Below are 21,975 nucleotides of genomic sequence, written 5' to 3'. Positions count from 1 at the left end.
ATGACGGAGAGTTGCCATGATGGTGCCATGGTGATCGACCTCAACGCGGACCTGGGCGAGGGCTTCGGCATCTGGCGCCTCGGCGACGACCTCGCGCTGCTCGACATCGTCACGAGCGCCAACGTGGCCTGCGGCTTCCACGCCGGCGATCCCGTCACGATCAGGCGCACCTGCGCCGCGGCCGTGGACCGGGGCGTGACGATCGGGGCCCAGGTGTCCTACCGCGACCTGGCGCACTTCGGCCGCAGGGAGATGGACGTCGAGCCCGAGGAGCTGTGCGCCGAGGTCCTCTACCAGCTCGCGGCCGTGGACGGCATCGCCAGGGCGATGGGCGGCCGGGTGTCGTACGTCAAGCCGCACGGCGCGCTCTACAACCGGATCGTCCGCGACGAGGTCCAGGCGGCGGCGGTGATCGACGCTGTGGCCGACTACGACCCCTCCTTGCCGGTGCTCACGTTGCCGGGCTCGGTCGTGCACAAGGTGGCGGCGGCCGAGGGCGTGCCGACGGTGAACGAGGCGTTCGCCGACCGCGCGTACACCTCTGCCGGGACGCTCGTCCCGCGCAGGGAGCCGGGCGCCGTGCTCCACGACCCCGCGGTGGTGGCCCAGCGTGCCCTCCAGATGGCCGTGGAAGGCTCTGTGACGGCCGTGGACGGGAGTTCCGTACCGATGTCCGCCCGTTCCATCTGCGTCCATGGAGACACGCCTGACGCCGTCCGGCTGGCACAGGGGGTGCGGGACGCATTGCTGACGGCCGGGGTGGTCCTGCAGGCGTTCGCGTGATCCGGACGGCCGGGGAGCACGGGCTGCTCGTGGAGACGGGCTCTCTGGAACTGTCGCACCGGCTGGACGCGGCGCTGCGGGAGGACCGGCCCGAAGGGGTCGTGGAGATCGTGCCGGGACCGGACACCGTCCTGCTCGTGGCTCCGGGCGCGGACCAGGCACGGCTGCGGGCGCGGCTGGAGGCGCTCGTCGCGCGGGAGCGCGGCAAGGAGCGGGCCGGGGCAGTCGAGGGTCCGGTCGTGACGATTCCCGTGGTCTATGACGGCGCGGATCTCGATTCCGTGGCGGCACTGGCCGGGATCTCCGTCGCTGAGGTGATCGACCGGCATGCGGGGCGTGAGCTGGTGGTGGGGTGGCTGGGGTTCGCGCCCGGGTTCGCCTACCTCACCGGGCTGGACCCGGTGCTGCAGACGCCCAGGCTGGACACGCCGCGCACGTCGGTGCCCGCCGGGTCGGTGGCGATCGCGGGGCCGTATTCGGCGGTCTATCCGAGTGCCTCGCCCGGCGGGTGGCGGCTGCTGGGGCGCACGTCCATGCGGGTGTGGGACGTGGAGGCTGACCCGCCCTCGTTGTTCCGTCCTGGCATGCGTGTGCGGTTCGAGCGGGCATGATCGAGGTACTGGCGCCGGGTCCGTACGCGACCGTTCAGGATCTTGGAAGGCCCGGTTATGCCCACCTCGGGGTGCCGCACTCGGGGGCGGCGGACGCAGCGAGCCTGCGGCTGGCGAACCGGCTCGTGGGCAACGCCGAGGGGACGGCGGGGATCGAGCTGACGTTCGGCATGGCGCGGCTGCGGTTCCGCGCGGGGGCGTGGGTGGCGCTGGCTGGGGCGGCGGTGCCGGCCGGTCCCGTCCAGGGCGCGGGCATGGGGGTGCCGTTCTGGGTTCCTGAGGGGGCTGAGCTGCGGCTGGGGATGCCCGAGTGGGGGCTGAGGACGTATTTGGCGGTGCGCGGCGGGATCGCGGTCGAGCCGGTGCTCGGCAGCCGGTCCACCGACTCCCTGTCAGGGCTGGGTCCCGAGCCGCTGCGGGCGGGCACGCTGCTGCCGGTGGGCCGGCCGGAGGGCGTGATCTCGGTGGACCTGGCGCCGCTGCCGGAGCCGCGGCCGGCCGTGCTGCGGGTGCTGCCGGGGCCGCGCGACGACTGGTTCGCACATGAGGCGCTCGAGGAGATGTGCGCGCGCCCGTACACCGTGAGCCAGGACAGCAACCGCGTCGGCGTGCGCCTGCGCGGGCCGGAGCTGGCCCGGGCGAAGGAGGGCGAGCTGCCGAGCGAGGGCATGGTCGCCGGGGCGGTCCAAGTGCCGCCGAGCGGGCAGCCCATCGTGTTCCTGGCCGACCACCCGCCGACCGGCGGCTATCCGGTGATCGCCGTCGTACGCGCCGCGGATCTGGCGGTCGCCGCTCAGCTCAGGCCGGGCGACGAGGTGCGGTTCACAACTCGACCCGGCCGGTGACGCACGTGATGACCGCGCCGCCCACCCAGACGTCGTCCGGCGAGCCGGCGGAGATATGGATCCGTCCGTCATACCCGATCGCGGTGCCCTGGGCGGCCACGTAAGGAGCCTTGGCCCGGCCGGCGCGCAGCAGCCACTGGGCCAAGGAGGCGTTCAGGCTGCCGGTCACCGGGTCCTCCACGGTGGAGCCCCGGTGCGGGATGAAGGCTCGCACCTCGAACGCGCAGGTCGCACCCTCCGGGTACGGCCCCGCCACGCCCACCTCGCACGGCACCGGACCCGGCCGCAGCGCGAGCACCGAGTCGGCGTCCGCGAGCAGCACGCCGACCCAGCCGGGACCGTTGTCCGCCCACTCCGCGGCCACGATGTCGCCGCGCTCGATCCCGAGAGAATCGGCGATCCGCTCGACGAGCTCTTGCTCCACGGGTCCCGAGCGCACCAGCGGCGGCGCCTGGAACGCCAGCCGCCCGTCGATCCTGCGCAGCCGTACCAGCCCGGCACCGCACTCCTGGACGATCTGCCCTTCGGCGCGGGGCACGCCCCCGGCCTCCAGCCAGGCGTGGCAGGAGCCCAGCGTCGGGTGCCCGGCGAAGGGCAGCTCGGTCTCCGTGGTGAAGATCCGTACCCGGTAGTCGGCCTCGGGAGCGGTGGGCGGCAGCAGGAAGGTGGTTTCGGCCAGGTTCGTCCACTTGGCGAACCGCTGCATCTCCTCTGTGCTCAGCCCCTCGCCGTCCAGCACGACCGCGAGCGCGTTGCCGAGGTACGGAGTGGCGGGAAACACATCGACCTGGGTGAAAGCGCGCAACATACGTCGGAGTCTCCCAGACAGGTCTTTCCTCGTTAACACGCCGCCCCCAGACTGTACGGTGTGGCGGACTTTGATGTTGTGGTCCTGGGTTCCGGACCTGGTGGGCAGAAGGCCGCGATCGCGGCGGCGAAACTCGGCAAGCGCGTCGCGATAGTCGAGAAACGGCACATGATCGGCGGCGTGTGCATCAACACGGGCACGATCCCCTCCAAGACCCTGCGGGAGGCGGTCCTCTACCTCACGGGCCTCAACCAGCGCGAGCTGTACGGCGCCAGCTACCGCGTCAAGGAGGAGATCACGGTCGCGGACCTGGGGATGCGCACGCAGCACGTCATCGGCAGGGAGATCCAGGTCATCCGCAGCCAGCTCGCCCGCAACCACGTGACCGTCCTGCACGGCACCGGCAGGTTCCTGGACCCGCACACGATCGGGATCGTCCACGACGACGACGAGAGCACGGAGAAGAAGGTCACCGCGGACAAGGTCGTGATCGCCACCGGCACGTCGCCGGCCCGCCCGGACAGCGTCGAGTTCGACGAGAGTACCGTCATCGACTCCGACGCGATCCTGCACATGGAGCGGGTGCCCGAGACGCTCGTCGTGGTGGGGGCCGGGGTCATCGGCATCGAGTACGCCTCCATGTTCGCCGCCCTCGGCACCAAGGTGACGGTCGTGGAGCGGCGCGAGCGCATGCTGGAGTTCTGCGACCTGGAGATCGTCGAGGCGCTGAAGTACCACCTGCGGGACCTGGCCGTGACCTTCAGGTTCGGCGAGAACGTGGCCGCCGTCGAGCGTCGCCCAGGAGGTGCGCTGACCCTGCTGGAGAGCGGCAAGAAGATCCCGGCCGACTGCGTCATGTACTCGGCGGGGCGGCAGGGCAAGACCTCAGAACTGTGCCTGGAGGCGGCGGGCCTGGCCGCCGACGCGCGTGGCAGGATCGCGGTGGACGACAACTACGCCACGCCCGTCCCCCACATTTACGCCGTCGGCGATGTGATCGGCTTCCCCGCGCTGGCGGCCACCTCGATGGAACAGGGCCGGGTGGCCGCCCAGCACGCATGCGGCGAGCCGGTCGAGGAACTGGCCGACCTGCCGCCCATCGGGATCTACACGATCCCGGAGATCAGCTTCGTCGGGAAGTCGGAGGACGAGCTGACCCGGGAAAAGATCCCGTTCGAGGTGGGCATCTCGCGCTACCGGGAACTGGCCAGGGGGCAGATCATCGGCGACTCGTACGGGATGCTCAAGCTGCTGGTGTCCTCCGAGGACCGGCGGCTGCTCGGCGTGCACGTGTTCGGCACGGGGGCGACGGAGCTGGTGCACATCGGGCAGACCGTGATGGGGTGCGGGGGGACCGTGGACTACCTGGTCAACGCGGTGTTCAACTATCCGACGCTGGCGGAGTCGTACAAGGTGGCGGCGCTGGACGCGATGAACAAGATGCGGACGGTGGCCCGGCTCACAGCAGGCATGTGAACCGGGCCCGCTCCTGTCAGAGGGTCCACTTCTGGTTGGCGGCACCCGTGCAGGTCCAGATCTGCAGACGGGTGCCGTCGGCGCTGGTGTTGCCGGTGACGTCGGCGCACTTGTCCGCGGCCGGATTCACCAGGTCGCGGCCCGAGGTGTAGGTCCACTGCTGGTTGGCGCCGCCGCCGCACGACCACAGCTGCAGCTTGCTCCCGTCGGCGGTGCCGTGGCCGACCACGTCGAGGCATTTGCCGAGCGCGCGCAGCGTGCCGTCGCCGGGGCGGGTCCACTGCTGGGCGGGCGTGCCGTTGCAGGTGTAGAGCTGGACGGGGGTGCCGTCGGCGCTGCTGCCGCCGGCCACGTCGATGCACTTGCCGGCCAGGCCGATGATCGGCCCGCCGCTCGTGCCCTGGCCGCCGGACCACGTGAAGGTGGCGGTGGTGCGGGCGGGCAGCGTGTACACGAAGGACTGGTCGCCCCAGTCGACCCTGATCGACTGGGCCGACGCGCCCCCGTTGTGGGCGATCAGGGCCTTGGAGCCGTCGGGGTTGCGCCAGGCGACGTTCTGGACCGTGCCGTTCGCGGTCGAGGCGATCCGGTACGCGCCCGGCTTGACGAACTTGGTGAGGTGGCCGGTCGTGTAGTACTCGATCGTGTAGTCGACCTGTCCGGCGCGGTCGCCACCCTCCTGGATCGTGATCAGGCCGGTGCAGGTGCCGCAGCCGCCGTTGTGCGGGCCCATGAACTGGTTGAGCGCCAGACTCCACTTGACCAGGCTGCGGCTCCAGTTGCGGGCGTAGGTCACGATGTCGGCCATGTCCTCGTTGTGCTGGTTGGCGATCCACGTGCCACCCGAGTGCTCGGTGCTGAACTGCGGTACCGACGGGTACTGATCGTGCACCTGCGTGCCGACCGCCGGGTCGCCCCAGTAGCCGTGCCAGGCGATGCCGCCGAACAGCGGGTCGTTGCGCAGCGCCGCGTCGGCCAGGATCGGGCTGCCGATCTGGCCGTAGTCACCGTAGTTCCAGTCGTGGACGAGGACCTTCGTGGTGATCCCGGCGGCGCGGAAGGCCGGGTAGACGAAGTTCTTGGTGAACTCGATGAGGCCCGAGGCGTTCCAGGACATGCCCGGGTAGTTCATGGCCGGCGGGTTGGCGGCCTGGCAGCAATTGGGCTCGTTCTGGACCGAGATGTAGTTCACCGGGATGCCGGCGGCCTGGTAGCTCTGTACGTATTTGACCAGGTATTGGGCGTACATGCCGTAGTACTCCCACTTCAACCAGCCCATCTGGTCCATCCGGCCGTTGTCCTTCATCCAGCCCGGGGCGCTCCACGGCACGCCCTTGACCCGCAGCGCCGGGTTGAGCTGCTTGGCCTGGGCGGTCAGCAGGCGGACGTTCGTGTCGTAGCCGTTGGCGCCGAAGTCGTTCAGGTCGCAGCAGGTGTCGTCGAGCGAGACCATGCCGGGACGGGACAGGTCGGAGGCGCCGATCGGGTTGCGGACGAACGACAGGCCGATGCCGTCGGCCGGGGAGAACAGCTTGCGCATCACCGCGTCCCGGGTGGCCGCGCTGACGGGGCCGCCGCGCAGCAGATAAGCAGTGGTGTCCGTGATCGACGCGCCGCCGCCTTCGAACTGCTGGTACGTGGTGCTCTCGTTGACCGTGATCGTGTGATTGGCGCTGCCGCCCGCGGGACCGAAGGTGATGGGGCTCTGCTGCTGCAGGCCGCGGGTGACGTTCCGGCCTCCGGAGTCGGAGGTGGTGGTGAGCCAGATGTTCACCTGCTCGCCGGCGGCGAGCGCCGGGGCGGGCGCGGCCAGCCATAAGGCGGCGGCGCAGGCCAGCGCGAGAAGGATTCTGGACATGGCTGAGTCCTTTCTGGCTGGGGGGTGATGCCTTTGAAACAAATGAAACAGACAAGAAACTTTACTTAGAAAAACATGAGTAAAGTGCGCCGTCAAGTCGTGTAACAAATGAAACGATCAGCGCGGGGCCGGCCCGGTGGAGCCGCGGACGATCAGCTCCGTGGCCAGGGAGACGTGCAGGGCCTCCACGGCGTGCCTGCTGAGCAGGCGCATGAGCAGCGTGACCGCCATCCGGCCCATCTCCTGCAAGGGCTGGCGGACTGTGGTGAGCGGCGGCGATGTCGCCCGGCTGACGTCGATGTCGTCGAAACCCGCCACCGACAGGTCGCCGGGCACGCTCAGCCCGCGCTCGGCGGCCGCCCGCAACGCGCCGACCGCCATCTTGTCGTTGAACGCCACCAGCGCCGTCGGCCGCTCCGGCAGGTCGAGCAATTCGCCGGCCGCCCGTTGACCGTGCTCGATGGTCGGCTCCGGCACGCTGCGCAGCAGGCCGGGCTCGGGCAGCACGCCCGCGTCGGCCAGCGAGGCGGTGTAGCCGGCCAGCCTGGCCTCGCTGGACAACCACGCCACCGGGCCGCCGATGATCCCGACTCTGCGGTGGCCCAGCCCGACGACGTGCGCCATCAGGGCCCGCGCGCCCGCGAAATGGGCGGCCGACACCGCGGGGACGTCCTTCGGCGCCGGGGTGCTCGGGTCGATCACCACGAACGGGAAACCACGGTCGCGCAGGCGTACGAGCTCGTCGCCCCGCTCAGGAGGCAGGATCAGGATCGCGCCGGCGACACCTGGCCGGTCCGGCAGGCCGGGCAGCACTGCGGCGCCCTGGCCGGCCTCGCCCGCGCCGAGGACCATCTGACGGCCGTGCAGCTCGATCGTCTCCCCCACTGAGGAGACGATCAGCCCGAAATAGTCGGTGAGCACGTACGGGCAGCGGACATACACGGCCCCGGGCACGGCGTCGGCCCCCGGGCCGGTGCGCGGTCTGGGCGCCTGGTCGCCGAGCTTGCCGACGGCGCGCAGCACCAGCTCGCGGGTGTGGGGCGCGACGTTGGCGCCGCCGTTGAGCACCCGGGACACCGTGGCGATGGACAGCCCCGTCTCGGCGGCGACGTCACGCACCGTCGCCCGTGCCCGCCGAGCCCCGGCCATCCGCACCCCCTCTCCCGCCGCTCAGGATAGCCATACGCGTCTGCGTGATCTGAGGCCCCGAAATAGGGATATATCCCTACGTGCTCCGGCGCTCCGATCACTACGCTCTCGATGGTTCATCAACGGGAGGCGTACGTGCGGAGCAAGACCGTGACGGGGTGGCTGCCGGGATTCCTGGTGCTGGCGGCCATCTGGGGCAACAGTTTCTTCTTCATCAAGGTCGCGGTGGGATCGCTGCATCCGCTGCAGGTGTCGTTCGGCCGGATGGCCATCGGGGCCGCCGTCCTGCTCGTCGCGCTCGCGATCTCCCGGCGGTCGCTCCCCCGCGATCCCCGCCTCTGGGGACACTTCCTCATCGCGTCCGTGGTGCTCACCACGCTCCCCTTCACGCTGTTCGCGTACGGCGAGCAGTACGTCTCGTCGGTGGTGGCCGCGATCTGGAACGCCACGACGCCGCTCTGCACGCTGGCCTTCACGCTCATGCTGCGTGCCGAGCGATCGACGCCCGGACGGGTGACGGGGCTCGGGCTGGGATTCGCCGGGGTCATGGTAGTGCTCGGGGTGTGGCAGCCGATGGACGGCGGGCAACTGGGCGGCAGCCTGGCCTGCTTCGGGGCGGCGTTGTGCTACGGGGTCGGGGGCGCGTACATGGGGCGATTCATCACCGGGCGCCGTCCTGAGCCCGCTGTGGCGCTGGCGGCCGGGCAGCTCGTCGCGGGGACCTTCCAGCTCGCCGCCATCACGGTGGTGGCGGGGGTACCGCTGGTGGACTTCGGTGCGCCTGCCTCGGTGTGGTGGAGCCTGGCGGCCCTCGGCGGGCTCGGAACGGGGCTGGCGTATCTGTTGCTGTACTGGGTGCAGGCGCGGGCGGGGGTGACGACGACGTCGACGGTGACGTACCTGCTGCCGGTGTTCGCGGCGGCGTCCGGCGTGGTGGTGCTGGGTGAGACGATCAGCTGGAACCAGCCCGTGGGCGCGGTCATCATCCTCGCCGCCATCGCTCTCACGCAGGGCGCCCTGAGGAGGTCCCGCGAACGCGCCACCGCCCCGGCCGCCTGAGCCGGGCTCCGGGCACGTCGGCCGGGCCCCGCACTCGGCTCGGCCCGTGGTCGCGCCGCCCATGACGGCGGGCGGCTGGAGCACGGCCCGGGCGGGCGGGGACGCCGATCTCGCGAGAGTGGGTCAGTCGGCGGTGGGGCGGCGACCGCGGGGGGCGGGTTTCTTGCGGCCCGCCACCAGCGTGTCACCCGGCGCCGGAGCGGATGCCGGGTCGTCGCCCCGCTTGGGTTCGGCCGCTTGGCCGCGGGGGCGGGGGTGCGGGGCCGTGTCGTCGGTCGGTGACGCCTCCGAAGGCGGTTCGTCCTCCGGAGCCTTGGCCGGGGCGGACGTGTCCGGGGCGCGGAGCGAGGCGATGACCTGGTCCGCCTCGTTGTCGGCGGCGAACTCCTCCGCCGCCTCCGACTCCCTCCGCCGGATCACCACCATGTGATCCACCGACACCCGCCCGGCACCGACGACGGCGAGCAGGAGGGACGCCGCGCCCAGGAGGATCAGCTCGTTCATGCTGATCGGATTGAGCGGTGGCGCCACCAGGAACACCGCCAGGGCCTCGGCGAACAGGATGAGCCCGGTGGCGGAGACCGCGAGCCCGGCGATCAGTAACGCGCCGCCGATGAGTTCGGCGAGCATCGTGACCGTGGCCCAGGCTTGGGGAGCGGGCGCGCCCTGCTCGAGAAACTTCGCCCCGGTGTTGATCAGACCGTCTTCCAGCTTGGTCCAGCCGTTGGCGAAGAAAATACCGCCCACGCCGACGCGGGCGACTAATGCGGCAAGATCACGAAGGACCTGTTTCACGGTAATTGTCTGCCCTAACGGGGACATGGCACACCTCAATCACGGCTGAGCAGCATGGCCACCGCTACGGCGGTCAGGCTCAGCAGAACGACGCTCACGACCACGGTCGTGTGCAGGGCGTTGACGAAGGCCCACCGGGCGGCGTCGAGCAGCGCACCGCCCGCGCTGCCGCCGACCTCGTCCGCGACGTGCGCGGCGGCGGCGAGTGACTGCCTGGCCTTGTCCATGCCGCCCTCGGACACTCCGGGCACGGCAGGCAGTCCGGGGGCGTAGACGATCGTGGTGATCGTGCCGAGCACGGCCACGCCCATGCCCGCGCCCAGCTCGTACGCGGTCTCCTCGATGGCCGCGGCGCCGCCCGCCTGGGACTCCGAGGCAGAGGTCATGATCGTGTCGGAGGCGGCCAGCAGCGCCACCTGGACGCCGAACCCGATGCCGACGAAGCAGATCGCCAGCATCACGGGGTGACCCTCGACGCCCCAGCTCAGCGTGGGGGTCAGGGCCAGCGCGACGAGCCCGAGGCCGCCGCTCATCGTGGCCCGCATGCCGACCTTGGGCAGGATGTGGGCCGCGGCGAGCCCGCCGACGATGGCCGACAACACCAGCGGCAACATCCTGACCGCGGCACGCAGCGGACTGTCGCCCAGCACGAGCTGCAGGTATTGGGCGAGCATGAGCTGCAGCCCCACCAGCGCGAACACGCCGAGCAGCACGCCGGCCACACCGGTCGTGAACTCGCGCCGCCGGAACAGCCCGACCTCCAGCAGCGGGACCCGCAGCCGGGTCTGCCGCCGGACGAACACGACCAGCAGCGCGAGCCCGGCCAGGAACACCAGCACGGCCGCCCACAGCGGCATCAGACTGCCCGAACCTGCCTCTTTCAGCCCGCACGCCAACGCCAGGATCCCGAGCACCGACAGCACCGCGCTGACGGCGTCCCAGGGCCGTCCCTTGCGCACGGGAGACTCGGGCAGCAGGCGTACGGCGGCGGGCAGCAGCACCAGCAGGATCGGCACGTTGATGAGGAACACCGCGCCCCACCAGAAGCCGACCAGCACGCCGCCGATGAGCGGCCCGACGGCCGCCCCGGCCGCCGCGACCGCGCTCCAGACGCCCAGCGCGATGGCCCGCTCGCGCCGGTCGGTGAACACCTGGCGGATGAGCGAGAGGGTGGCCGGCATGATCATGGCGCCGCCGACGCCGAGCAGCGCCCTGGCGAGGATCAGCGTCAGCGGCGTCGGGGCGAACGCGGCCGCCGCCGAGGCCACACCGAACAGAACGAAGCCACACAGGACCAGCCGTTTGCGCCCGTACCTGTCGCCGAGCGTGCCGAACATGATCAGCAGCGGCGCGACCACCAGGGAGTAAATGTCGATGATCCACAGCAGCTGCACCGCCGAGGGCTCAAGCGCGGCCGTGAGCGCGGGCACCGCGATGTGCAGGACCGTCGCGTCGACCGTGATCAGCAGCAGGCTCAGGCAGAGCAGAACAAGAATGGACCAGCGGTGGTCACCGCGCCCGCGATCGGCAGTCCGTACGAGGGGTGCGGCCTGTGTGACGGTCATGGGCCTCCTTGCAGGCCGATCCGTGACAGGGCCCGCACGTGCTATTCGGTCGGCCGCTTGCGTGCCGCGCCTCGACACTCGCTCCTTCTCGAGCTCTGGCGCTCCGGCTCGCGCGCTCCGGCTTGCGTGGCAGCTTAGGCCATGCGACGCGCTTGTCATAGCGGTATCGCCCGATCCACGGTGGCCCGTACCTCTCTAGAGAGATACAGCCATATGTCGGTATCTATCCAACATTCGCCCGTCAGCCGATCATGGATCGCGTGGGGACCAATGGAAGTAGCGGAAATGACGACATTCCAGACAGGTCCTCACGCGAATGGTGTGACGAGGCCCTGACCAGGCTCAATGCCGGCCGTCCCGAGTCGGCGCTGGACGCCGCGCGCCGGGCGGCGGAGCTGGATCCGGGCGCGGAGTGGGCGTACCGGCTGATCAGCCTCGCTCACGAGCGGCTGGGCCGCGACACCGACGCGGTGCCCCCTGCGGAGCGGGCGGTCGAGCTGGCTCGCGGCTCCTGGCCGGCCCGCCTGCGCCTGTCCGCAGTCCTGCGCAGGACGCCGGGCCGCTGGCGGGAGGCGGTCGAGCACGCGGAACTGGCCAGGAAGTTCGCACCGGAGGAGCCCGACCCCGAGGTCATGCTGGGCGACCTGGCGCTGCTGCGCGGCGATCATGCCGGCGCCGAGTGCTCCTACCTGGCGGCGCTCGCCGCCGATCCCGGTCATCGGCAGGCCCGGGTCAATCTGGCGCTGTCGCTGCTGCGCTGGGACCGGCCCCGCCCGCACCACGACCCGGCCTGGCCCGTGGATCCGCGCGACACCGGCCGGGCCAGGCGGGCGCTGGAGGTGTGGTCGCGGCAGTCGCGCCTGCTGGTCGCCGTCGCCACGGTGGCCGTCGCGGTGTCCGCGCTGTTCTTCGACCTGGGCGCGCAGGCGCAGCTCGGCGGGTTCGCGGTGCTCGTCCTGCTGGTGCCGCTCACGGTCAGGCAGGCGCGGCGGGTAAGGCAGTGGTCGTACGTGCCCGCGATGTTCGGCAGGGACCCGTGGCTGGGTGCGGGCGTCGTGTCGGCCGCGGTGTCGGTGCTCGCGTTCGCCGCATGGTTGCTGCTGGGGGCGATGCCCGCGGTGCCGTCCGCGTTCGATCCGGTGTGGGCGGGGCTCGCGGGCATCGTGGTGCTGGGCTGGCCGGCGCTGGCCGCCGTGCGCGCGCTGGCCGAGGCGTGGCGGGGCCGCCCCCTGGCGGCGCTGGAGCAGTCGCTCATGGCCGGCGCCGACCGCACCGCCAGGAGGAACATCGGCGTCACGCTCTGGATCCTGCTCTGCAGAACCGGATCGATTCTGGTGCCGGTGGTGGGCGGTGCGCTCGCGGTGGAGCCGCGGGCTGCCGTGGCGGCGCTGGCGGTGCCGTACCCGATGGTGCGCGGCTACCTGCGTGCCCGCTCCCGCGACGACGCCTGGCTGGTCGCCGCGACGGCGTTCGTCGTGCTGGCGGCCGTGGCCTGCGCGGCGGGCGGGCTGCTGGGCTCGGCGTGGGCGTGGCGGATCGGCCTGGGCGCGCTGGGCGCGGCGATGGCCGTGTTCGCGGCGCGGGCGCTGCGGGCGTGGTGGCGCGGCGGTCCGGGGCCGTGGCGGGCCTCCCTGGCCATGTCCGACCCGCCCATGGGCGCCGCGCCGTCCATCGTGCTGACCCCTGAGGTGCGCCAGACCTTCTCGTACGCCCGCAGCATCGTCCTGTCGTACGGCGACCAGCTGGGTCCCAGGGTCGTGGGCGCGGCCGCGTCCGTCACGTCCACCGGCGAACTGCGGCTGATCGCGGAGACCGAGGCATGGGAGGCGATCGAGGCCGACCCGCGGGTGGCGGTTTTCGCGGCCGACCCGCTGCAGCGGCGGTTCTGGGTGGAGGTGCGGGGCATCGCCCTGCCCGACTCGGACATCCTGCGCGTCACCCCCAAAGAGGTACTCGTCGGCGAATTCCCTGGGCGGCATCAGCGGCGCTGACTAGAATTTCGTTCTATGAGAACCCTGCGTACGCCTGAGGACCGTTTCGCGGATCTGCCTGGGTTCGCCTACGAGCCCCGGTACGCCGACGTGGCCGACGGCCTGCGCATGGCGTACGTGGAGGCGGGGCCGAGCGACGGCGAGCCTGTCGTACTGCTGCATGGCGAGCCGACCTGGTCGTTCCTCTACCGGCACGTCATGGCCGAGCTGGCCGCGGCCGGGCTGCGCGCGGTCGCGGTCGATCTCGTCGGGTTCGGCCGCTCCGACAAGCCGGCCGAGATCGCCGGCCACTCCTACGCCAGGCACGTCGAGTGGACCCGTGCTCTGCTGTTCGACGCGCTAGGACTGAGCGCGGTCACCGTGGTCGGCCAGGACTGGGGTGGGCTGATCGGGTTGCGGATCGCGGCCGAGCACCCCGGGAGGGTGGCCAGGATCGTGGCGGCCAACACGGGCTTGCCCACGGGTGACATTCCCATGCCCGAGGTGTGGCATCGGTTCAAGGACGCGGTGCTGAAGGCCCCGGTGCTCGACATCGCCAGGTTGGTCCAGGCGGGCTGCAAGAGCGAGTTGCCTGCGGAGGTGCGGGCGGCCTACGACGCGCCGTTCCCCGACGAGTCGTACAAGGCGGGGCCGCGCGCCATGCCGGGGCTCGTCCCGATCTCCCCCGACGATCCCGCCGCCCCCGCCAACCGCGCTGCCTGGGAGGTCCTCACGACACTCGACCGGCCGTTCCTGGTGGCCTTCTCCGACGGGGATCCGATCACCGGGGGTATGGCACCTATTCTGCTCAAATCGATCTCAGGCACGTCCGGCCTTGCACATCCCGTGATCAGGGGTGCGGGACACTTCCTTCAGGAGGACGCGGGCGCGGAGCTCGGGCGTCAGATCGCCGTTTTCGTGACCGCCACCTAGCGTGTCAGGAGCGCCCAATAGTCGGTCCGGTGCGGTATAACCGGGGGCGGACCGGGGAGGCGTGATGCGTGAGTCCGGCAGGGCCCAGGCCGCGGGGCGGGCCGCAGCGCGGGATCTGTTCGAGCAGGTGCGAGAGCGCTATTTCCAGATTCCCCCTGCCGTGCGCCGGGTGCTCTACGTGGTCCTGCTCGTCGCCACCATGGGGGTGGGCGCGGCGCTCGGCTGGTATCTGCCCACGACCTTCGTCACAACGCTGGTGCTCCTCGCCTTCATCGCGCTGACCATGCGTTTCCCTCGCGCCGCCGCCACCACGCTGGTGGTAGTGGGCTGGGGCGTGGTGGCCTTGTATCTGTTCCAAGCGCTCTATCCGCCCGGCTCCATGGCCGTGCACCTGATGGTCGGGCTGGCCCTTCTCGTGGCTGCCGCCGCGCATCTCATCCGCTGGGTGGCACCGTGGGCGACCACGCTGGCGGCGCTCATTCCTGCAGGCATGCTCGCCGCCGCGGTGGCGCCCGTGTCATCCAGCGTCTCGGTATGGGTGGGCTATGGCGCGGCGCTGGCCGTGCTCGTCTACCGATTCGTCCTCGCCCGCCGGGCCAAGGCGGCGAACGCCGCGGTCGAGGAGCAGGTCCGGGTCAGGGTGCGCGAGGGCAGGCCGGAGTCGGCGCACGACAGGGGCGGCGCGCCGCCGCAGATCTCCGTGGAGGAGGCGCTCGGGGAGCTGGAGAGCATGATCGGCCTGGCCCCGGTCAAGGAGCAGGTGCGCTCCATCGCCGCCTCCATCGAGGCGTCCAGGCTGCGGGCCGAGGCCGGCTACACCACTGAGCGGCCCACCAGGCACTTCGTGTTCGCCGGGCCGCCGGGCACCGGCAAGACCAGCGTGGCCCGCGCGCTCGCCAAGATCTTCTACGCGTTCGGCCTGCTGGAGACCCCCTACGTGGTCGAGGCGCAGCGGGCCGACCTGGTGGGCGAGTTCCTGGGCGCGACCGCGATCAAGACCAACGAGCTGGTCGACCGGGCGCTCGGCGGCGTGTTGTTCATCGACGAGGCGTACGGGCTGGTCAACTCCTCCGACGGCCAGCCCGACCGGTTCGGCGCCGAGGCCGTGCAGACCCTCCTCAAGCGAGCCGAGGACGACCGCGACCGGGTGATCATCATCCTGGCCGGCTACGAGCAGGAGATGAGCGCGTTCCTGTCCAGCAACCCGGGCCTGGCCAGCAGATTCGCCACCCGGGTGCGGTTCCCCGGCTACTCCCCCGCCGAGCTGGTCGAGGTCACCGACCTGCTCCAGCGGCGCAGGGGCGACACGATGGACGACGAGACCCGGCGCGTTCTGCTCGGCAGGTACGAGGACGTGCACCGGCGCGGCCTGGTCGACGAGCTCGGCAACGCCAGGTTCGCGCGCAGCCTGGTCGAGGCCGCCGCGCAGGCCCGCGACGTGCGCGTGGTGGGCGCCGGCGGCACGCCGAGCACACAGGATCTGGTGACGACCACGACGGCCGACGTGACCAAGGCGTTCGAGGAGCTGACCGCGCGCTTCCGCGGCTACGTCGCCACGCCCACGCTCGAGGAGGCGCTGGCCGATCTCGACAGGATGGCGGGCCTGGCGCCGGTCAAGCGGCAGGTGCACGCGATCGCCGCCCAGCTGCAGGTGGCGCGGATGCGGCAGGAGCGGGGCCTGCCCACGCCGCAGCAGATGCGGCATTTCGTGTTCGCCGGCCCGCCCGGCACCGGCAAGACCACCGTCGCCAGGGTGCTGGGCCGGATCTTCGCCGCGCTCGGCCTGCTGGCCCGGCCCGACGTGGTCGAGGCGCACCGGGCCGACCTGGTCGGCCAGCACCTCGGCGCGACCGCGATCAAGACCAACGAGCTGGTCGACCGGGCGCTCGGCGGCGTGTTGTTCATCGACGAGGCCTACAGCCTGGTCAACCCCGGCTACCAAGGCGGCGACGCGTTCGGCGCCGAGGCCGTGCAGACCCTGCTCAAGCGGGCCGAGGACGACCGCGACCGGCTCGTCGTCGTCCTGGCAGGATACGAGCGCGAGATGGACGCGTTCCTGGCCACCAACCCCGGTCTGGCCAGCCGGTTCAACCAGCGGGTGGCCTTCCCCAGCTACTCGCCGCAGGAGCTGACCGAGATCGCGGTGCTGCTCGCCGAGAAGTCGGGCGACACGTTCGACGAAGACGCCCTGCGTAACCTCGACGAGGTGTTCGCCTGGGTGTGCGAGGAGCGGCTGATCGACGGGCTGGGCAACGGCCGCTTCGCCAGGTCCCTGTTCGAGCGCGCGGCCATGCGCCGCGACGTGCGACTGGCCGCGCACGCCGCGCGCGGCGGATCCGCCAGCTCGGCCGACCTGACCACGATCACGAGCGAGGACGTCGCGACTGCCGTGGACGAGCTTTCCGGGCGCTGACTTACCTCGGCTGCGTGCACACCACCGCTCGCATGGTGTAGCTATATGACTACATGCCGTGCGCGTCAGAGGGGGAGGCGATGGCCGGATTTCTGGTCCGCAGGCTGCTCTCGTCCGCCGTGCTCGTCGCGGTGGCAGCCAGCCTCGCCTACCTTTTGGCGGCCACGGCCCTGGACCCGCGCTCCAACTACGCCGACCGCACGCCCAAGCCGCCGCCCGCCGTCGTCGACGCCCAGCTGACCGCGCTCAACCTCAACGACAAGACACCGCTGCTGCAGCGTTACGCCACCTGGGGCACCGACGTGCTCCGCGGCGACTTCGGCAAAACGGTCGTGGGCTCGCCGGTCAACGAGGATCTCAAGCGCCGCATGGGCGTCACGTTCCGGCTGATCGTGCTGGGACTGCTGTTCGGGAGTGTGCTCGGGGTGCTCGTCGGGGCGCTGGCTGCGGTCCGGCAATACGGGTGGTTCGACCGGCTCTCGACGGGCCTGTCGTTCGTCGTCCTCGCGGTGCCGGTGGTCGTGCTGGCCAACATGATGATCTTGGTGGCCACCTGGGCCAACGAGCATGTCTTCGGCCGTCAGGTGTTCCTCGTCAGCGGCGAATACAGCGACGGCCTGGCCACAGGGTTCTGGGGTCAGGTGGTGGACCGGCTGCAACACCTGATCCTGCCGACGATCTCACTGTCGGTCGGGCTCATCGCGGTCTTCAGCCGCTACCAGCGCAACATGATGCTCGACGTGCTGGGCGCCGACTTCCTGCGCACGGCCATGGCCAAGGGGCTGAGCAGGCGCAGGGCGCTGGTCACGCACGCGCTGCGGACCTCGCTGATCCCGGTGGTGACCTATTTCGCGTTCATGTTCGGGGCGCTGCTGACGGGCGCGACGTTCACGGAGAAGATCTTCGGCTGGCACGGGCTGGGCGAGCAGCTGATCAATTCGATCTTCACCAACGACGTCAACACCGTCGCGGCCATCTCCCTGCTGGCCGCGATCTCCGTGTTGTGCGCGTCGCTAGCCGCCGACCTGCTGCGCGCGGCCCTCGATCCCAGGGTGCGGGCCTGATGACGCTGCATGAGGAGGAGGTGGCCGAGGAACTGTCCGACGGCGTCCTGACCAAGAACCCGTCGCGGGTGCGGGTGGTCGCCGGGCGGTTCTTCCGCTCCCGTCAGGGGCTGGCCGGGTTCGTGGTGCTTGCGGTGATGTTCCTGCTGGCGTTCGCCGGCCCGCTGTTCAGCCGGTGGAGCTACACGGACAAGGATTTCACGGCCTTCCTGCAGCCGCCGTCGTCCTCCCACTGGTTCGGAACGCTCCAGACAGGCTCCGACGTCTACGCGCTGACCTTGCGCGGGATGCAGAAGTCTCTGGTCGTCGGCCTGCTGGCGGCTCTGGTCTCCACGGCGCTCGCGGCCGTTGTCGGGGCGTTCGCCGGCTACTTCCTGGGCTGGACCGACCGGGTGCTGAGCTGGGTGACCGACCTGCTGCTCGTGCTGCCGGGATTCCTCATCCTGGCGATCATGTCGCCACTGTTCGAGTCGGGGCAGTGGCCGCTGTTCGTGCTCATGCTGGCGCTGTTCCTGTGGATGGTCACCTCGAAGATCGTCAGGGGGATGACGATCTCGCTGAAGGAGCGAGAGTTCATCCATGCGGCCCGCTACATGGGGGTGCCGCCGGCCCGGATCGTGTTCCGGCACGTGATCCCCAACCTGTCGTCGCTGCTGATCGTGGACGCCACGCTCAACGTCAGCGCGGCGATACTCACCGAGACCTCGCTGTCGTACTTCGGGTTCGGCATCCAGCCGCCGGACGTGTCGTTCGGCACGCTCATCGCCGACGGCTCCAAGACGGCCACGTACGCACCGTGGACGTTCTGGTTTGTGGCCGGGCTGCTGGTGGTCACGGTGCTCGCGGTCAACCTGATCGGCGACGCCTTGCGTGACGCGTTCGACCCGGCGGCGAAACGATGAACGCGGTACTCGAGGTGACCGACCTCAACGTGGCGTTCGGCGACGTGCCCGCGGTGCGCGGGGTCAGCTATTCCGTACGCCCTGGAGAGGTCCTCGGCATCGTGGGCGAGTCCGGCTCGGGCAAGTCCGTCACCTCGGCCGCCGTCATGGGGCTGCTGCCGCCCGGCGCGCGCGTCACCGGGTCGGTGCGGCTGCACGGCAAGGAGCTGATCGGCGCCCCGGAACGGGAGCTGACCGCGTTTCGCGGCAAGACCATGTCGATGGTGTTCCAGGACCCGCTGTCGGCGCTCACGCCGGTCTACCGGGTCGGCGACCAGATCGCCGAGGCCGTGCGCGTGCACCAGCGGGTCAGCAAGGAGACCGCCCTGGTCAAGGCCATCGAGCTGCTGGAGCTCGTCGGCATCCCGCATCCGGTCGAGCGGGCGATGGCCTTCCCGCACGAGTTCTCCGGCGGCATGCGCCAGCGCGTGGTGATCGCGATGGCCATCGCCAACGACCCCGACGTGATCATCTGCGACGAGCCGACCACGGCGCTGGACGTCACCATCCAGGCGCAGGTGCTGGAGGTGCTCAAGAAGGCGCAGCGGAAGACCGGCGCGGCGATCATCATGATCACGCATGATCTCGGCGTGGTCGCCGGGTTCGCCGACCGGGTGCTGGTGATGTACGCCGGGCGCCCGGTCGAGGTGGGCGACGTGGACGACATCTACTACGGGCCGCGCATGCCGTACACCGTGGGCCTGCTGGGCTCGGTGCCGCGGGTGGACCGGGGCGGGCGGCGGCCGCTCGTGCCGATCGAGGGCCACCCGCCGTCACCTGCGGCGCTGCCGCCGGGGTGCCCGTTCGCGCCGCGCTGCCCGATGAAGGTGGACGCATGCGATGACGGAGAGCCGCCGCTGTTCGAGGTCGGGGCCGGGCACCGGGCCGCGTGCATCCGCTGGGACGAAGTACATCCGCCGGGGCTCTCGGCGCCGGCGGGGCCGCGGGAGCCCCGAGCGGCCCGCGGCGAGCGCACGGTGCTGGAGGTCCGCGACCTGGTCAAGGACTACCCGCTGGTACGGGGGGCGTTGTTCAAGCGCCGGGTGGGCACCGTCCACGCCGTCGCCGGGGTCGGGTTCGACGTGCGGCAGGGCGAGACGCTCGGGCTGGTCGGCGAGTCGGGCAGCGGCAAGACGACCACGCTCACGCAGATACTCGAGCTGGTCAAGCCGCAGCAGGGCCGCATCGTCGTGCTCGGGCACGACACGGCTCGGCTCGGCCGAGGGGAGCGCACCGCGATCAGGCGTGATATGCAGGTCGTCTTCCAGGACCCGATGGCCTCGCTCGACCCGCGCATGACCGTGCACGACATCCTGGCCGAGCCGTTGCGCACCCACGGGCAGCGCGTCCCCGGGCGTCGGGTCGCCGAGCTGCTGTCCCTGGTCGGGCTCGACCTCTCGCATGCCGCCCGCTACCCGCAGGACTTCTCGGGCGGGCAGCGGCAGCGCATCGGCATCGCCAGGGCGCTCGCGCTGGAGCCCAGGCTGCTGGTGCTGGACGAGCCCGTCTCGGCGCTCGACGTGTCGATCCAGGCCGGGGTGATCAACCTGCTCGACGCGCTGAAGGCCAGGCTCGGGCTGTCCTATCTGTTCGTGGCGCACGACCTGGCGGTCGTGCGGTACATCGCCGACCGGGTCGCGGTGATGCACCTCGGCAAGATCGCCGAGATCGGCCAGGTGGACGCCGTCTACGAGGCCCCGGCGCATCCGTACACGCAGGCTCTGCTGTCGGCGATCCCGCTGCCCGATCCGGTCCGCGAGCGGTCACGGCGGCGCATCCTGCTCCACGGCGACCTGCCCAGCCCGGCCCACCCTCCGACGGGCTGCCGTTTCCGCACCAGGTGCCCCAAGTTCCGTGCCGAGCTGACCGACGAAGAACGCAAGCGCTGCGTCGACGTCGAGCCGGAGGTGCGGCCGCTGGGCGAGGACCAGGGCGCGGCCTGCCACTACGCCGAGAGGCGTGAAGTCGTTTAGACCAGGAGGAATCGCTCGATGAAAGCAGCACGTCTTGTCGCGGCCGCCGCCGTTGTCGTGACACTCGGAGGGTGCGGCGGCGGGGCGGGAAACGGCCCGCGGGTCGGGGAGAGCGGCGGCGACGACCATACGGTCAAGGCCTTCGACATCAACCCGCAGCCGCGCGACAAGGTCAAGGACGGCGGGACGCTGCGGTGGGGCATCAATGAGTTCCCCGCGCAGTGGAACAGGAACCACGTGGACGGCAACCTGGCCGTGGCGGCCTCGGTCAGCAACGCGCTGCTGCCGTCACCGTTCGTGTCGGACGAGAAGGCGGAGATCTCCGTCAATCGGGACTACGTGCTGGACGCGAAGGTCACCGATCGGCGGCCCGCGCAGGTGGTGACGTACACGCTGAACCCGAAGGCGCGCTGGTCCGACGGGCGGCCGATCACGTGGGCCGATTACCAGGCGCAATGGCAGGCACTGAACGGGCGAGACCCGGCATACCGCATCGTCTCGGCCACCGGCTATCAGGACATCCAGAAGGTGGCGCGAGGGAAGGACGACTTCGAGGTGGTCGTCACGTTCGCCCGGACATTCGGCGATTGGCAGGCGCTGTTCGGGCCACTGCTGCCCGCCGCCACCAACCGCACGCCCGAGGCGTTCAACACCGCCTGGCTGAACAAGATCCCCGTGACGGCCGGCCCGTTCAAGTTCGGGGGGTTCGATCAGACGGCCAAGACGATCACGCTGGTCCGCGACGACAACTGGTGGGGCGAGCGGGCCAAGCTCGACAAGATCATTTATCGGGCGTCCGAGCAGGACTCGCTCGTCGGGGCGTTCAGCAACGGCGAGCTCGACCTCATCGACCTGGGCCCGTCCGCACCGGACTACGCGCGGGCCAAGGCCACGGCGGGGGCGCAGGTGCGCCACGCGGCGGGGCCCGACTTCCGGCATTTCACCTTCAACGGGTCGAGCGAGCTGCTCCGGGACCGGAACGTGCGGCAGGCCATCCAGCTGGGCATCAACCGCCAGGCCATCGCGCAGTCCGACCTGCAGGGGCTGAACTGGCCGATCGCGCTGCTGAACAACCATTTCTTCATGAACACCCAGGAGGGCTACCAGGACAACGCGGGGGCGCTGGGGGTGTACAACCCCCAGCGGGCGCGGCAACTGCTGGACGCGGCCGGGTGGAAGCTGAACGGGACGGTCAGGCAGAAGAACGGCAAGACTCTGGATCTGCGGTTCGTGGTGCCGACGGGGGTGCAGATCAGCAAGGCGGAGGGGGAGCTGGCGCAGAGCATGCTCGCGCAGATCGGGGTGAAGCTGACGATCAAGGCAGTGCCGAGTGACGACTTCTTCACCAATTACGTGATCCCGGGGAACTTCGACATCACGCCGTTCGCGTACATCGGGACGCCGTTCCCGGTGTCCAGCAGTTACGGGATCTACGCGAACTCACCCGACGGGAAGACGTGGAACGCGAACTTCGGGCGTACCGGGTCGGCGGCCATCGACCAGGCGATGGGCCGGGCCGTGCAGAGCCTGGATCCAGTGCGGGCGCGCGCGGCCACCAACGCGGCTGATGAGCTGATCTGGCAGGAGGTGAACGTGCTGCCGCTCTACCAGCGGCCGCAGCTGGTCGCGGCCAAGGCGACGCTGGCCAACGTGGGGGCACGCGGCTTCCACGACCTCCGCTACGAGAACATCGGCTTCATGCGCTGACCCGCCGCGCACAGGGGGTCGGGCA

At 70.8% G+C, this 21,975-nt stretch carries 17 protein-coding genes; 12 read left to right on the top strand and 5 right to left on the bottom strand.

Features of this window, described 5'->3' with window-relative positions:
• Positions 1–27: 27 nt before the first annotated feature.
• Genes ACTWPT_RS23880 through ACTWPT_RS23870 form a run of 3 tightly spaced genes read left to right on the top strand, consistent with a single transcriptional unit; the run spans position 28 to position 2,239 of the window.
• Positions 28–783: a LamB/YcsF family protein gene (locus tag ACTWPT_RS23880; RefSeq protein WP_443179656.1), complete on the top strand. Its 756-nt coding sequence runs from the start codon at positions 28–30 to the stop codon at positions 781–783.
• Positions 780–1,394, top strand: coding sequence for a 5-oxoprolinase subunit B family protein (locus tag ACTWPT_RS23875; RefSeq protein WP_443179655.1), 615 nt, complete (start codon positions 780–782; stop codon positions 1,392–1,394). Before ACTWPT_RS23880 ends, ACTWPT_RS23875 begins: the two co-directional genes overlap by 4 nt.
• Positions 1,391–2,239 carry a biotin-dependent carboxyltransferase family protein gene (locus ACTWPT_RS23870; protein WP_443179654.1) on the top strand — a complete coding sequence of 283 codons (849 nt, stop codon included), beginning with the start codon at positions 1,391–1,393 and terminating at the stop codon, positions 2,237–2,239. The genes ACTWPT_RS23875 and ACTWPT_RS23870 overlap by 4 nt, the downstream gene beginning before the upstream one ends.
• Here ACTWPT_RS23870 and ACTWPT_RS23865 read toward each other — a convergent pair.
• Positions 2,217–3,047 carry a PhzF family phenazine biosynthesis protein gene (locus ACTWPT_RS23865; RefSeq protein ID WP_443179653.1) on the bottom strand — a complete coding sequence of 277 codons (831 nt, stop codon included), beginning with the start codon at positions 3,045–3,047 and terminating at the stop codon, positions 2,217–2,219. The two genes, ACTWPT_RS23870 and ACTWPT_RS23865, sit on opposite strands and share 23 nt — an antisense overlap.
• Positions 3,048–3,107: 60 nt before the next feature.
• Here ACTWPT_RS23865 and sthA point away from each other — a divergent pair, with 60 nt between their 5' ends.
• On the top strand, positions 3,108–4,523 hold the full coding sequence (gene sthA / locus ACTWPT_RS23860) for a Si-specific NAD(P)(+) transhydrogenase (protein ID WP_443179652.1): 1,416 nt from the start codon (positions 3,108–3,110) through the stop codon (positions 4,521–4,523).
• Between the two features lie 16 nt (positions 4,524–4,539).
• Here sthA and ACTWPT_RS23855 read toward each other — a convergent pair whose 3' ends face one another.
• Both ACTWPT_RS23855 and ACTWPT_RS23850 read right to left on the bottom strand, forming a co-directional pair.
• Positions 4,540–6,381 (bottom strand): ricin-type beta-trefoil lectin domain protein, encoded by a 1,842-nt coding sequence (locus tag ACTWPT_RS23855; RefSeq protein WP_443179651.1) that lies wholly within the window; start codon positions 6,379–6,381, stop codon positions 4,540–4,542.
• A 117-nt stretch (positions 6,382–6,498) separates the two neighbouring features.
• Positions 6,499–7,530 (bottom strand): LacI family DNA-binding transcriptional regulator, encoded by a 1,032-nt coding sequence (locus ACTWPT_RS23850; protein ID WP_443179650.1) that lies wholly within the window; start codon positions 7,528–7,530, stop codon positions 6,499–6,501.
• A gap of 111 nt (positions 7,531–7,641) precedes the next feature.
• On the opposite strand from ACTWPT_RS23850, the gene ACTWPT_RS23845 reads away from it, so the two are divergent.
• A complete protein-coding gene (locus ACTWPT_RS23845; RefSeq protein ID WP_443179649.1) occupies positions 7,642–8,589 on the top strand; it encodes a DMT family transporter in 948 nt (315 codons plus the stop codon).
• 123 nt (positions 8,590–8,712) lie between these two features.
• Here ACTWPT_RS23845 and ACTWPT_RS23840 read toward each other — a convergent pair whose 3' ends face one another.
• Entirely contained in the window at positions 8,713–9,384 is a 672-nt protein-coding gene (locus tag ACTWPT_RS23840) for a DoxX family membrane protein (RefSeq protein WP_443179648.1), read from the bottom strand.
• Between the two features lie 35 nt (positions 9,385–9,419).
• A complete protein-coding gene (locus ACTWPT_RS23835; protein ID WP_443179647.1) occupies positions 9,420–10,949 on the bottom strand; it encodes an MFS transporter in 1,530 nt (509 codons plus the stop codon).
• Positions 10,950–11,209: 260 nt separating this feature from the next.
• On the opposite strand from ACTWPT_RS23835, the gene ACTWPT_RS23830 reads away from it, so the two are divergent.
• The 7 genes from ACTWPT_RS23830 to ACTWPT_RS23800 all read left to right on the top strand — a co-directional run bounded on the left by ACTWPT_RS23830 (position 11,210) and on the right by ACTWPT_RS23800 (position 21,950).
• On the top strand, positions 11,210–12,940 hold the full coding sequence (locus ACTWPT_RS23830) for a tetratricopeptide repeat protein (protein WP_443179646.1): 1,731 nt from the start codon (positions 11,210–11,212) through the stop codon (positions 12,938–12,940).
• 15 nt (positions 12,941–12,955) lie between these two features.
• Positions 12,956–13,852: a haloalkane dehalogenase gene (locus tag ACTWPT_RS23825; protein ID WP_443179645.1), complete on the top strand. Its 897-nt coding sequence runs from the start codon at positions 12,956–12,958 to the stop codon at positions 13,850–13,852.
• 64 nt (positions 13,853–13,916) lie between these two features.
• Positions 13,917–16,265 (top strand): AAA family ATPase, encoded by a 2,349-nt coding sequence (locus ACTWPT_RS23820; protein ID WP_443179644.1) that lies wholly within the window; start codon positions 13,917–13,919, stop codon positions 16,263–16,265.
• An 80-nt stretch (positions 16,266–16,345) separates the two neighbouring features.
• Positions 16,346–17,329 carry an ABC transporter permease gene (locus ACTWPT_RS23815; protein WP_443179643.1) on the top strand — a complete coding sequence of 328 codons (984 nt, stop codon included), beginning with the start codon at positions 16,346–16,348 and terminating at the stop codon, positions 17,327–17,329.
• On the top strand, positions 17,329–18,231 hold the full coding sequence (locus ACTWPT_RS23810) for an ABC transporter permease (protein ID WP_443179642.1): 903 nt from the start codon (positions 17,329–17,331) through the stop codon (positions 18,229–18,231). Before ACTWPT_RS23815 ends, ACTWPT_RS23810 begins: the two co-directional genes overlap by 1 nt.
• Entirely contained in the window at positions 18,228–20,243 is a 2,016-nt protein-coding gene (locus ACTWPT_RS23805) for a dipeptide ABC transporter ATP-binding protein (RefSeq protein ID WP_443179641.1), read from the top strand. The genes ACTWPT_RS23810 and ACTWPT_RS23805 overlap by 4 nt, the downstream gene beginning before the upstream one ends.
• Before the next feature lie 18 nt (positions 20,244–20,261).
• A complete protein-coding gene (locus ACTWPT_RS23800) occupies positions 20,262–21,950 on the top strand; it encodes an ABC transporter family substrate-binding protein (protein ID WP_443179640.1) in 1,689 nt (562 codons plus the stop codon).
• Positions 21,951–21,975 lie beyond the last annotated feature (25 nt).

Source organism: Nonomuraea sp. 3N208 (assembly GCF_052245935.1).
GTDB lineage: Bacteria > Actinomycetota > Actinomycetes > Streptosporangiales > Streptosporangiaceae > Nonomuraea.
The sequence above is the reverse complement of the archived record's forward strand: the minus strand, read 5'-3'. Positions and strand labels throughout refer to the sequence as shown.

Coding starts and splice junctions, on each gene's coding strand:
- ACTWPT_RS23880 (WP_443179656.1), top strand. CDS start 28: ATGGTGATCGACCTCAACGCGGACCTGGGCGAGGGCTTCGGCATCTGG.
- ACTWPT_RS23870 (WP_443179654.1), top strand. CDS start 1,391: ATGATCGAGGTACTGGCGCCGGGTCCGTACGCGACCGTTCAGGATCTT.
- ACTWPT_RS23865 (WP_443179653.1), bottom strand. CDS start 3,047: ATGTTGCGCGCTTTCACCCAGGTCGATGTGTTTCCCGCCACTCCGTAC.
- ACTWPT_RS23855 (WP_443179651.1), bottom strand. CDS start 6,381: ATGTCCAGAATCCTTCTCGCGCTGGCCTGCGCCGCCGCCTTATGGCTG.
- ACTWPT_RS23850 (WP_443179650.1), bottom strand. CDS start 7,530: ATGGCCGGGGCTCGGCGGGCACGGGCGACGGTGCGTGACGTCGCCGCC.
- ACTWPT_RS23845 (WP_443179649.1), top strand. CDS start 7,642: ATGGTTCATCAACGGGAGGCGTACGTGCGGAGCAAGACCGTGACGGGG.
- ACTWPT_RS23835 (WP_443179647.1), bottom strand. CDS start 10,949: ATGACCGTCACACAGGCCGCACCCCTCGTACGGACTGCCGATCGCGGG.
- ACTWPT_RS23825 (WP_443179645.1), top strand. CDS start 12,956: ATGAGAACCCTGCGTACGCCTGAGGACCGTTTCGCGGATCTGCCTGGG.
- ACTWPT_RS23820 (WP_443179644.1), top strand. CDS start 13,917: ATGCGTGAGTCCGGCAGGGCCCAGGCCGCGGGGCGGGCCGCAGCGCGG.
- ACTWPT_RS23815 (WP_443179643.1), top strand. CDS start 16,346: ATGGCCGGATTTCTGGTCCGCAGGCTGCTCTCGTCCGCCGTGCTCGTC.
- ACTWPT_RS23810 (WP_443179642.1), top strand. CDS start 17,329: ATGACGCTGCATGAGGAGGAGGTGGCCGAGGAACTGTCCGACGGCGTC.
- ACTWPT_RS23805 (WP_443179641.1), top strand. CDS start 18,228: ATGAACGCGGTACTCGAGGTGACCGACCTCAACGTGGCGTTCGGCGAC.
- ACTWPT_RS23800 (WP_443179640.1), top strand. CDS start 20,262: ATGAAAGCAGCACGTCTTGTCGCGGCCGCCGCCGTTGTCGTGACACTC.